We start from the raw sequence: 11,360 nt of genomic DNA, 5'->3' as shown, positions 1-11,360 counted from the left end.
GATAAATGCGACGCGGTCCTCCGGGAATCGAGGTGCCTGCTTCGCGAGCAAGCTTTGCTCCCACAGCAGGATCAAATCTCCTCTGCACCATTTTCGCTTCGACCCGAGTGGCGGTAATCTGCTGGCCTTTAATGGGTGGTTAAGGCTTCATGACTGTTTTTTTCCGGCTCTCTTTGGCCCTCGCCGTGTTGCTTTTGGGGGGCTGCGAACAACCCCCGGCTCCGGCTCTCGATCAACAGCTGTATATCTGGCAGCGCCAATGGACCAAGGCCCACGAGCCGGCGCTGCGCCAGAGCCGTGGCGATTTCTCCAGCCTGCGGGTGCTGGCGTTGCAGGCTTTTCCCGGGCGGGCTGGAGCCGTGCGCGGATCGATCCGGCCCTGCTCAAGGCTGACGGCCGCCCGCTGATCGCCGTGATTCGCCTGGACGGCCAGCTCAAGGCCCTGGACCAGGATGAGGTGATCGCCCAGATCCAGCAGGTGCTGGGCGATTGGCAAGCCCAAGGTCTGACCCCTGTGGGGGTAGAAATCGACCACGATGCCGGCAACGCACGGTTGCCGGCCTATGGAAAATTCCTCGGCCAACTGCGGCAAGTCCTGCCGGCCAACGTGCGGCTGAGTATTACCGCGCTACCGGCCTGGCTCGACAGCCCTGCCTTGCCGGGATTGTTGGAAACGGCGGACAGCAGCGTGCTGCAGGTCCACGCGGTGAGCGATCCACGGCAGGGATTGTTCGATCCGAAACAGGCCCGGCGCTGGGCACAACGCTGGAACGAGGTCACCAAGAAGCCGTTTTATCTGGCCCTGCCGGCCTACGGTGTCGCGCTGCTGACCCAGGAAAATGGCGCTCCTGTGGTGGAAAGCGAAGTGCCGATCGATCGCGCTGGCGAGCGGCGGGAATTGCTGGCCGATCCGCAACAAGTGGCCGGGCTTGCGGTAGATTTGCGTGCCGATCCGCCGAAACATCTCGCTGGGCTGATCTGGTTTCGCCTGCCGCTGGCCGGCGACCGACGGGCGTGGAGCCTGACCACGCTCGGTGCCGTCGCCCGGGGGGACAACCTGGACAGTCGGCTGGCGTTGCAGTGGGAGGAGCAGGGTGGTTTGTACGATATCCGCCTGGTTAACCAGGGCAATCTCGACAGCCCCTGGCCCCAGCGCCTGACGCTGGCTGTTGGCGCGTGTGACGGCGTCGATGCCTTGGCCGGTTATACGTTGCAACAAACCCCCGGACTGCTTACCTTCACCCGCATTCAGGAAGGCCGCTTGGCTGCTGGCAGCCAACGGGCAATCGGCTGGGCGCGCTGTACGAAAATTGACCAAGGAGGTTTCAATGTTTACCCGTAAGTGGCCTCGTCACCTACTGTGTCTGAGCCTTTGTCTGCCGCTGGGCCCGGCGCTGGCCTGCGGGCCGGATTTCCCGATGCGCCTGCTGGATAACCGCGCCCAGTCGCTGGCCGAATTGCCCGAAGGCAGCTTTCGCTTCGAGGTCAGCCGCCTCGGCCAGCCGATTGCCGGGCTCAAGCCGGCCACCGAGGCGACGCGCAACCCGGACTACAGCTATGACGCCCCGTCTTCCTACGTTGAGCAACGCAACCAGGCCGAGCAGATCGGCCTGACCCCACCGCAGCAAGCGGTGGTGGAGCGCCTGCGAGCCCTGACCGATGTCGACCAGGTGGCAGCCGAAGCGGCCAACCTGCCTGATGAACTGCGCCTGTATGCGATTGGCGCGGCGGCTTTCAACGTCGGTGAGCATCAGCGCGCCGTGGAAGCGTTCCAGCAGTTGCTGGCGTTACCGGCCGACCAACGTCGGTTGCGCAGCACCTGGGCCGCGTACTCCCTCGGACGGGCCTTGTTCGCCGTGAGCACCGAGGCCGGCAGCGGCGACCCTGTGGTTTTGCAGGACCAGGCGCGAGCGGCGTTTCGCCAGGCCCGCGAGTTGAGCATTTCCGGCTTCAGCGATCCGCTGGAACTGGGCATCGCCAGCCTTGGCGAAGAAGCCCGGGTGGCCTACACCGCTGACGATTGGGACAGTGCCATCGGCCTGTATGCGATCCAGAACCTGCAAGGCTCCCCGGTGGGCTACAGCTCGTTGCTGCAATTGGCCGGTGATTTGAGCGCCCAACCGGATGAGCGCTTGAGCGAATTGCTCAAGTCCAAGGCGGTGCAGCGATTGGTCACTGCCTACCTGCTCAGCCGCGTCGGCTGGTGGGACGGTGAAGAACCCTCTGGCGATAAAAGGCTGTTCGAACTGTTGCGAGCCAACGCCCGGGACAACCTGGACGATGCCGATCGTTTGGCGGCGGTGAGTTACCAGCACGGCGATTACGCCAGCGCCCAGGCTTTTGTGCAGAAGGCTTCCGACACCGGCCTGGCCTGGTGGGTGCGTGCCAAGCTGGCCTTGCGCGACGGCGACAAAGTGGCCGCAGCGGCGGCTTATGCCAAGGCCGCCCAGGCTTTCCCGAACGATGAGTCATGGGGCGGCCGGCGGACACCGGATTGGAACTTCGAGTCGGTGCAGCCCAAGTGCCGGGTCGAAGGTGAAAGCGCGATCTTGGCCTTGCAGCGCGGCGATTACCTGCAAGCCTTCGATCAGCTCTATCGCGGCCAGAGCAACTATTGGTACGACGCTGCCGCAGTCGCCGAGCGTGTGCTGACGGTGGATGAGCTCAAGCAGTACGTTGACGCCCAAGTCCCGGCGCCACCGGCGTTGAGCCAGGAGGATCGGGACAACTATGTGCCGCTGCCCGTGGCTGCGAGCCTGCGCAATCTGCTGGGTCGTCGCTTGCTGAGGGAAGGGCGCTTTGATGAGGCACCGGCTTATTTCGATAACGCAGACTTGCAGAACAAGGCCCGCGCCTATGGGCAATTGCGCCAGGACGCGGAGTCCAAATGGTGGCCAACCCGACGGGCCGAGGCGTATTTCAATGCGTCCTGGATGGCGCGCAAATGGGGCATGGAGTTGCTCGGCTATGAGATGGCGCCGGATTACGCCAGCCTGGGAGGCAACTACAGCCTGGAACCGGTTGAACTGAAGGTTGGGCCGCTGGTGGCCGAAGGCGAAGTGCAACGCCAGCAGGCCAGCGCGGCGCAGCCGGACATGCGTTATCACTATCGGTTTGTTGCCACGGCGTTGGCGAGTCAGGCGGCGGATCATTTGCCGCATACCAGCCAGGCGTTTGCGGCGGTGTTGTGTAACGCGGTGGGGTACAACTCCAGCCTTGAAGAGCAGAGCGCGTTGTATCAACGGTACGTGAAGGAAGGCCCGTATGTGGATTGGGCATGGAACTTTGGTTACCAGTGCCCTTATCCAGAGTTCAACAAGGCCGATAAACGCTACGTCACCCAGGCCCTGGACCCGATTCGTTCGATGTTGCGACCTTACAAGGGGTGGCTGCAAATGGGCGGTGTGGTGCTGGTAGTGGCGGTGGCGTTGGGGCTGATCAGCCGCCGCCGGCGCAAGGCGCGGATGTCGGCCTCCTAAGCTGAATAACCCATTGTGGGAGCGAGCTTGCTCGCGATGACGGCATAACAGACGCTACAAAGGCGTATGTGATTGCCCCATCGCGAGCAAGCTCGCTCCCACAGGGGGGTATCGCCAATGGGGCGTGCCCCTACATCTGCGTCGCCATCCCCTCCACATTCATGGCCGCCTGGCGCAACGCCTCCGAGCGGGTAGGGTGTGGGTGGCAGGTCAGGGCGATGTCCTCGGCTGAGGCGCTGAACTCCATGGCCACGCAGTATTCACTGATCATCTCACTGACGCTCGGGCCGACCAGGTGCACGCCAAGGATCTCATCGGTGCGTTCATCGGCCAGGACCTTGGCGAACCCTTCGGTCTCATGGTTGATCTTGGCCCGGCTGTTGGCGGTGAAGGGGAACTTGCCGACCTTGTAGGCACGGCCTTCGGCCTTGAGCTGTTCCTCGGTCTTGCCGACGCTGGCCAGTTCCGGACGGGTGTAGATGACGCTGGGAATCAGCGCATAGTTGACCTCGGCGGCCTTGCCGGCGATCTGTTCGATGCAGACCATGGCTTCGTCCTCGGCCTTGTGGGCCAGCATCGGTCCGGACGTCACATCACCGATGACCCAGACGCCGGGCGCTTCGGTCCGGTGATGCTGGTTGGCGAGCATGCCGCGCTTATCAGGGCTCAGTCCGACGTTCTCCAGCCCCAGTCCTTGCGTGTAAGGCCAACGACCGATGGCGACCAGCACGTAATCGGCGTCCAGGGTCTGTGCTTCGCCGCCCGCCGCCGGTTCGATCTGCAGTTGCACGCCGCTGGCCGAGGGAATGGCTCCGGTGACCTTCGAACTCAACTTGAACTGGATGCCCTGTTTGCCCAAGGCTCGTTGCAGGGTCTTGCCGGCCTCGCCATCTACCCCCGGGCAGATGCGATCGAGGTATTCGACCACGGTCACCTGGGCACCCAGGCGCCGCCAGACCGAACCCAGTTCGAGGCCGATGACGCCGGCGCCGATCACCACCAGATGTCGGGGCACCTCACTCAGGGACAAGGCGCCGGTGGAGTCGAGGATACGCTGGTTATCGATGGTCACGCCTGGCAGGGGCGTGGGTTCCGAGCCGGTGGCGATGACGATGTCCTTGGCGCTGAGTTCGGTCTTGGTGCCATCGTCGCCTGTAACGGTCACCTTGCCCGGCCCGTCGATGTGGCCCCAGCCTTTGATCCAGTCGACCTTGTTCTTGCGAAACAGAAACTCGATGCCCTTGGTCAGGCCGGCCACGCTTTCGTCCTTCTGCTTCATCATCTGCGCAAGGTTGAGGGTGGGGCTGACTTCAATGCCCAGGTTGGCGAATTCCGTTCCCGTGGCGGCTTCGTACAGTTCAGAGGCATGCAGCAAGGCCTTGGAGGGCATGCAGCCGACGTTCAGGCAGGTGCCGCCCAGGGTGGCTCGGCCTTCGACACAGGCGGCTTTCAAGCCCAATTGCCCGGCCCGAATCGCCGCGTTATACCCGCCGGGTCCGCCGCCCAGAATGATCACGTCGTAGTTGCTCATCGTTGTTCTCCCGCTTGGCCTGATTAAAAATTATGGTCGTAATATGAGCGTTTCCAGAGATTTCGGTCAAGGCTTAAGTCAAGAGGTCGGCGCAGGCCTTGTCATGAAGAATTCAAAACGGAAATTTCACAGGAATCGTTATAAGGTAACGGCATATAACGGAGCGTCGGTGGCGTTTGTCCACGGGCCCGGATTTTGATCGCCACGAGTGCTGGGGTGGTATGCAAGTCGATCTTGATGTCGAGGGGGCACAGGTGGCCGAATGGCCACGTTTTCAGCGCGCGTCGTTTCAAGGGCGCCGTTTGAAGCAGATTGCTTTCGCCCTGGGAAGCGTGGCGGGCGTGAGCCTGGTACTGGCGTTTTTTATCGGGGTATTTTCGCCGCAATCGCTTTGGCCGGCGCTGCTGGTCAGCCAAGGTGCGGGACTGCTGGTGCTGGTGGCAGGTTTGCAATCGGCCTGGTGGGTCACGCAATGGCGTAGCAAGGCGCTGCTGCCAGCTGTGGATAACCTGCCGGCGGAAAACGAGCCTGTTGATAACCTGGGTTGGTATGAGCGGCTGCTGGAGCGAATTGGCGCTCGCGGGATCGGCCTGCTGAAACAGATCGGTGCGCCTGCGTTGTGGCTGGCCGGTTGGTCCGTGCTGGTATTGCTGGGCCTGGAGCAAGCCTGGAACTTGCAACTGCCGGCTGCCGCCCTCGGTGTCTCGGCCAGTGTGGGGGCGGTGTTGTCGTTGTTGTTGGCGTTCGGGCTATTGGTGTTCGAGCGGCAGTTGGCCCAGCAATCTCCCGTGGAATGGCCGGAAGCGCCGACGCTGGCGCAGCTGACGCGGGTGGCGATCATCGTGCTGGTGCTTGGCGCTTTGTGCTTGTTGTTCGCCGCAGAAACGTCCATCTGGCCGTTGCGCCTGGCGGTGCTGATGGGGCTGTTGCCGGGCGTGGTGGCGGCGGAGTTTTTGCTGCGCGCCGTGTTGTCGTTGTTCATCCCGCGCCGGAACGCTCTGGAACCGCCGCTGCTGGGCCGGAGTGTCATCGCCGATCTGCTGCGCTGGCCGCCGCAACCGTTGCTGGCCTTGCAGCACGAACTGCACAACCGTTTTGGCATCGACTTGCGGCAGATCTGGGCCTTCAGCTACATGCGCCGGGCTTTTTTACCGGTGTTGGCGCTGGTGTCGCTGGTGGGCTGGTTGTTGACGGGCGTGCACGAAGTGCCGCTGCAGGGACGTGGCATCTATGAGCGTTTTGGCAAACCGGTGGAGGTGTTCGGCCCTGGCTTGCATGTCGCGTTGCCTTGGCCGTGGGGCAGGATGCTCAACGTCGAGAATGGCGTTGTGCATGAATTGGCGACCAGCGTCGCGGAGAGTCGGGCAGTGGTCGAGGCTGAACCGGCGGAGGGACCGGCGCCGGCAATCGCCAATCGGTTGTGGGACGCCAGCCATGTGAACGACAAGTCCCAGGTCATTGCCAGTCGTCGTGCCGACCAGCAGAGCTTCCAGATCGTCAACATGGACGTGCGCTTTGTCTATCGCATCGGCCTGACGGACGCCGCGGCATTGGCGGCGACCTACAACAGCGCCGATGTGCCGACGCTGATCCGCAGCACCGCCAGCCGCATCCTGGTGCATGAATTTGCATCGCGCACGCTGGACGGTTTGCTGGGTGCGGACCGTATCAGCCTCGCCGACGAAATCGGTCGCGCCGTCCAGGCTGATTTGCAATCGCTCGATAGCGGTGTGGAAATCCTGGCGACGGTGGTGGAGGCGATTCATCCGCCGGCCGGTGCGGCCAATGCCTACCACGGCGTACAGGCGGCGCAGATCGGCGCGCAGGCATTGATCGCCCGAGAGCGCGGCGCGGCGGCGGAACAGACCAACCAGGCACAATTGCAAGCCAGCGTCGCCCATGACCAAGCCACGGCCACCGCCCGGGAAATCAACGCGACTGCCCAGGCCGCCGACCTGCGCTTCAATGCCGACCGCAAAGCCTACGCCACGGCGGGGCACGCTTTTGTGCTGGAGCATTACCTGAGCCAACTCAGCCAGGGCCTGGCCAATGCCCGGTTGCTGATTCTCGACCATCGCCTGGGCGGCAGCGGCAACGCGCCGACCATCGACTTGCGTACCTTCACGCTGCCGGCAGACCCCGCGTCGCCGCGTAACCCTGTCCCGCCAGGAGCTGCCCATTGAGCCAGTCCTCTTCACACGATCACCACGACCACGCTGGTCACGATCACGGCCATGCCGGTCATCACCATGGCCATCATCACCACCATCATGGCGATCCGCAACAGGCCGGTCCGTTCCCGTGGCGGCGGATGGGTTGGGCGGCGTTGCTGGTGGCGTTTGCCGTTGCGGCCGCAAGCCTGGTGCAAGTGCGCTCGGGGGAGGCCACGGTCATCACTCGTTTCGGTAATCCGGCGCGGGTACTGCTGCAACCTGGCTTGAGTTGGCGCTGGCCGGCGCCGTTCGAGGCGGCGATTCCGGTGGACCTGCGGTTACGCACCACCTCCAGCGGTTTGCAGGATGTCGGCACCCGTGATGGGCTGCGGATCATCGTCCAGGCCTACGTGGCGTGGCAGGTGCAAGGTGATCCGGAAAACGTGCAGCGTTTCATGCGCGCGGTGCAGAACCAACCGGACGAAGCCGCACGGCAGATCCGCACCTTCGTCGGCTCGGCGCTGGAAACCACCGCCGCCAGTTTTGACCTGGCGAATCTGGTCAATACCGATGCCAGCCAGGTGCGCATCGCCGATTTCGAAGCTCAGCTGCGTCAGCAGATCGATCAACAGTTGCTCACCACTTACGGCGTGCGCGTGTTGCAAGTCGGTGTCGAACGCCTGACCTTGCCCTCGGTGACACTGACGGCGACGGTGGATCGCATGCGCGCCGAGCGTGAAACCATCGCCACCGAACGCACCGCCGTCGGCAAGCGCGAAGCGGCGCAGATTCGCTCCGCCGCGGAACGTGATGCACGAGTCATGCAAGCCGATGCCACAGTGAAGGCCGCAGATATCGAAGCGCAGTCGCGGGTAGAAGCGGCTGAGATCTATGGTCGGGCATACGCCGGCTCCCCGCAGCTCTACAACCTGCTCCGTTCGTTGGACACCTTGGGTACCATTGTCAGCCCAGGCACGAAGCTGATTTTGCGCACCGATGCGGCGCCATTTCGTGTTCTGGTGGACGGTCCTGTTTCCGTGGAAGGCAAAGGTGGAACACAACCATGAGTTTGGTTCCACGTGGAACAAACGAGTTATCCAGCCCGTGGATCCAGGCCGGACGCCTGGCATTTCTTGCGCTTTACGCCGTCACGGTGCTGGCGGCGTTGGCCTGGGTCTTTTCCAACGTGCGGCAGATCGATCCGCAGAATCGTGCGGTGGTGCTGCACTTTGGTGCCTTGGATCGCATCCAGAATGCCGGCCTCTTGTTGGCGTGGCCTCGTCCTGTGGAACAAGTGGTCTTGCTGCCCGCTGCGGATCGGGTGCTTGAGCGGCGGGTGGAAAATCTGCTGCGTTCGGATGAGGCCCTGCAAGCCGATCGTGTCGCCAGTTTCGCCACGCCAGTCAGCGATGCGCTGGCCGGTTCTGGTTATTTATTGACCGGTGATGCCGGCGTGGTGCAACTGGATGTGCGGGTGTTCTACAAAGTCACCGACCCTTATTCCTTCGTCTTGCAAGGTGAACATGTCCTGCCGGCACTGGACCGGTTGGCGACCCGCAGTGCCGTGGCCCTGACTGCAGCCCGGGATCTGGACACCATTCTGGTGGCTCGCCCCGAACTGATGGGTAGCGACAACCAGGCGGCCGAGCGCCGCGAACGCTTGCGTGGCGATCTGGTGCAGGGGCTTAACCGACGCCTGGCTGACCTGGCGGCGACAGGGCAGGGGTTGGGTATCGAAGTGGTGCGGGTCGATGTGCAATCGAGTCTGCCGGGGCCGGCGGTGAGTGCCTTCAACGCGGTGCTGACGGCCAGTCAGCAGGCCGATAAAGCCGTGGCCAACGCGCGCACCGAAGCCGAAAAGCTCACCCAGGCCGCCCGCCAAGACGCCGACCGTGCCGTGCAGGTCGCCCATGCCCAGGCCAGCGAACGGCTCGCCAAGGCTTCGGCCGACACGGCGACGGTGCTGGGCCTGGCGAAGACCCAAGTTAGCGATCCGCAAATGCTGCTGCGCCTGTATCGCGAACGCATGCCTACCATCCTTCGCCAGGCCGGTTCAGTGACCACGGTCGATCCGAAAGACGATTCCCGCCTGATCATCCAGGGAGCCGGACAATGACCGCCCAAACCAGCGCTGCACCGATGTTGTCCTCGACGGAACAACGCATCGCCGCCCGACAACTGACCTTGGCGATGCTCGCCCTCGGCTTGCTCGCATTGGGCCTGGCATGGCGCGGTTGGTCGCCAGAGCAGAGCGGTGTCAGCCAACTGCTGTTGGGGTTCGCCTCGCTGTTGGTGGCAGTGCCGGTGATGCGTTCGGCCTGGTACAGCTTGCGTTACCCAAGCCTGCACGGGATTACCGACCAACTTATCGCCCTGGCGATGCTCGGTGCCTGGGCCACCGGCGATCTGCTGACGGCGGCGTTGTTGCCGATCATCATGATCTTCGGGCATGTGCTGGAAGAGCGCAGCGTCATTGGCTCCCAGGAGGCGATCCATGCCCTTGGCCAACTGACCCGCAGCCAAGGTCGCAAGGTGCAGGCCGACGGATCGATCATCGATGTCGACAACGCGACGCTCCAGCCTGGCGATGTCGTGGAGGTGCGCGCGGGCGATCGGGTGCCGGCCGATGGTCGTGTGTTGTCCGGCCAAGCCAGCCTCGACACCGCGCCCATCACGGGTGAGTCGGTGCCGTTGGAGGCTGTGGTCGGCACTGAGGTCTTTGGTGGCGCGATCAACCTGGATGGTCTGCTGCGCCTGGAAGTGACCCGGACCGGCGAAGAATCCACCTTGGGCAAGGTCATTGCCCTGATGCAAAACGCCGAACGCTCCAAGCCGCCCATCACTCGCTTGCTGGAACGCTACGCCGGCAGTTACCTGGTACTGGTGTTGTTGCTGGCGGCGGTGACCTGGTTCGTGACCAACGATGCCCAGGCGATGCTGGCAGTATTGGTCGCCGCTTGCCCTTGTGCGTTGGTGCTGTCGGCGCCGGCCACCGCCATTGCCGGGATCGCGGTGGCGGCGCGCCATGGGATCCTGATCCGCAGCTCGGCCTTCCTGGAAGAACTGGCGGACCTGACGTCGTTGGTTGTCGACAAGACCGGCACCCTGACCTACGGCGTCCTGCGCCTGCAATCCATCGAATATGCCCAGGATGCTCCCTCATCGTTGCTGCTACCTTTGGCTGCCAGCCTCGGTTCGGCCAGCAGCCATCCGGTCAGTCGTGCGTTGGCGGGGTTGGTGGAGCAGGAAGACTGCCTGGCGCTGACGGACATCCATGAGCGCCAGGGCCTGGGGGTGGTCGCGATGACCGCCCAGGGCGAAGCGGCGCTCGGCCGGCCGGAGTTGTTTGCACAGCTGGGCATTCAAACGTCTGCGGTCCCGGAGCACGACGGCCCGATTGCCGGCCTGGCCCTGGACGGGCAGTTCCTCGCCTGGCTGTTGTTGGCCGACAGCGTCAAGCCGGAGGCACGGATGGCCATGGCCGAGCTGCGCGAGCTGGGCCTGGGGCGGCAGTTGCTGTTGACCGGCGACCGCCAGAGCGTGGCCACGACCCTGGCCCGGGATGTCGGCATCGGCGACCTGCAAGCCCAGGCCCTACCGGAAGACAAACTCAAGCGAGTCATGGCCGAAATCGACCATGGATTCCGCCCCATGGTGGTGGGCGATGGCATCAACGATTCCCTGGCGCTCAAGGCCGGGGTGGTCGGCGTTGCAATGGGCGCCGGCGGCGCAGATATCGCCCTGGCGTCGGCAGACATCGTGCTGATCGGCAGCGATCTGCGTCGCCTGGGCACTTGCGTGCGATTGAGCCGCCAATGCAGGCGCACGTTGCAGGTCAACGTGATCATTGGCCTGGGCTGGACGCTGGCAATCGTCGCCTTTGCCGCCTTCGGTTGGCTCGGCGCGGCAGGGGCGATGATCGCTGCGCTGCTGCATAATCTCAGTACCCTGCTAGTGTTAGGTAATGCGGGGCGATTGCTGCGGTTCCAGGAGCCACTCCTGAAAATTCAAGCGAAGGGAGCCGTTGGATAACCCTTGGCGAACTGTGCGTCACCCTTGCAGTCTCTGTTGGAGAGGGCGCACCCATACTGGCAGTACCCGGCACAAGGAGTGAATTTGGGACGGTGATAGAAAAAGGCTATAAATTCGATAGCCTGCTATTTTTCTATGATGGTCTACCCTCATTTTCAGACGTCT

At 63.4% G+C, this 11,360-nt stretch carries 6 protein-coding genes and 1 pseudogene; 6 read left to right on the top strand and 1 reads right to left on the bottom strand.

The annotated features are described in order from the left end of the window. The first annotated feature begins 149 nt into the window (after positions 1-149). Both KI235_RS30065 and KI235_RS30060 read left to right on the top strand, forming a co-directional pair. Positions 150-1,342, top strand: a pseudogene (locus KI235_RS30065) (DUF3142 domain-containing protein). Then, complete coding sequence (locus KI235_RS30060) at positions 1,329-3,479, top strand: hypothetical protein (RefSeq protein ID WP_028237755.1); 2,151 nt, start codon at positions 1,329-1,331, stop codon at positions 3,477-3,479. The pseudogene KI235_RS30065 and the gene KI235_RS30060 overlap by 14 nt, the downstream one beginning before the upstream one ends. A gap of 130 nt (positions 3,480-3,609) precedes the next feature. Here KI235_RS30060 and lpdA read toward each other — a convergent pair whose 3' ends face one another. Then, positions 3,610-5,010 (bottom strand): dihydrolipoyl dehydrogenase, encoded by a 1,401-nt coding sequence (gene lpdA / locus KI235_RS30055; protein ID WP_212795410.1) that lies wholly within the window; start codon positions 5,008-5,010, stop codon positions 3,610-3,612. A 221-nt stretch (positions 5,011-5,231) separates the two neighbouring features. Between lpdA and KI235_RS30050 the strand changes: the two genes are divergently transcribed. From KI235_RS30050 to KI235_RS30035, 4 genes are read left to right on the top strand one after another with little or no spacing between them, the layout of a single operon-like run. Beyond that, a complete protein-coding gene (locus tag KI235_RS30050) occupies positions 5,232-7,193 on the top strand; it encodes a protease modulator HflK (RefSeq protein WP_212795409.1) in 1,962 nt (653 codons plus the stop codon). Next, positions 7,190-8,230 carry a protease modulator HflC gene (locus tag KI235_RS30045; protein WP_003207028.1) on the top strand — a complete coding sequence of 347 codons (1,041 nt, stop codon included), beginning with the start codon at positions 7,190-7,192 and terminating at the stop codon, positions 8,228-8,230. The genes KI235_RS30050 and KI235_RS30045 overlap by 4 nt, the downstream gene beginning before the upstream one ends. Continuing rightward, the gene (locus tag KI235_RS30040) at positions 8,227-9,279 is read left to right on the top strand and encodes a protease modulator HflK (RefSeq protein ID WP_027912854.1); all 1,053 of its coding nucleotides are present in this window, start codon (positions 8,227-8,229) and stop codon (positions 9,277-9,279) included. Before KI235_RS30045 ends, KI235_RS30040 begins: the two co-directional genes overlap by 4 nt. After that, positions 9,276-11,195 carry a heavy metal translocating P-type ATPase gene (locus KI235_RS30035; protein ID WP_027912853.1) on the top strand — a complete coding sequence of 640 codons (1,920 nt, stop codon included), beginning with the start codon at positions 9,276-9,278 and terminating at the stop codon, positions 11,193-11,195. The genes KI235_RS30040 and KI235_RS30035 overlap by 4 nt, the downstream gene beginning before the upstream one ends. Positions 11,196-11,360 lie beyond the last annotated feature (165 nt).

Origin of the sequence: Pseudomonas sp. St386 (genome assembly GCF_018325865.1) — a bacterium.
In the GTDB taxonomy this organism is placed as follows: Bacteria; Pseudomonadota; Gammaproteobacteria; order Pseudomonadales; family Pseudomonadaceae; genus Aquipseudomonas; species Aquipseudomonas brassicacearum.
Note: the sequence above shows the minus strand (reverse complement) of the source record. Positions and strands in the feature narration are given on the sequence as shown.

Bases quoted from the DNA above. Each gene is read 5' to 3' on its own strand.
- lpdA (WP_212795410.1), bottom strand. From the start codon at position 5,010: ATGAGCAACTACGACGTGATCATTCTGGGCGGCGGACCCGGCGGGTAT.
- KI235_RS30035 (WP_027912853.1), top strand. From the start codon at position 9,276: ATGACCGCCCAAACCAGCGCTGCACCGATGTTGTCCTCGACGGAACAA.
- KI235_RS30040 (WP_027912854.1), top strand. From the start codon at position 8,227: ATGAGTTTGGTTCCACGTGGAACAAACGAGTTATCCAGCCCGTGGATC.
- KI235_RS30050 (WP_212795409.1), top strand. From the start codon at position 5,232: ATGCAAGTCGATCTTGATGTCGAGGGGGCACAGGTGGCCGAATGGCCA.
- KI235_RS30060 (WP_028237755.1), top strand. From the start codon at position 1,329: ATGTTTACCCGTAAGTGGCCTCGTCACCTACTGTGTCTGAGCCTTTGT.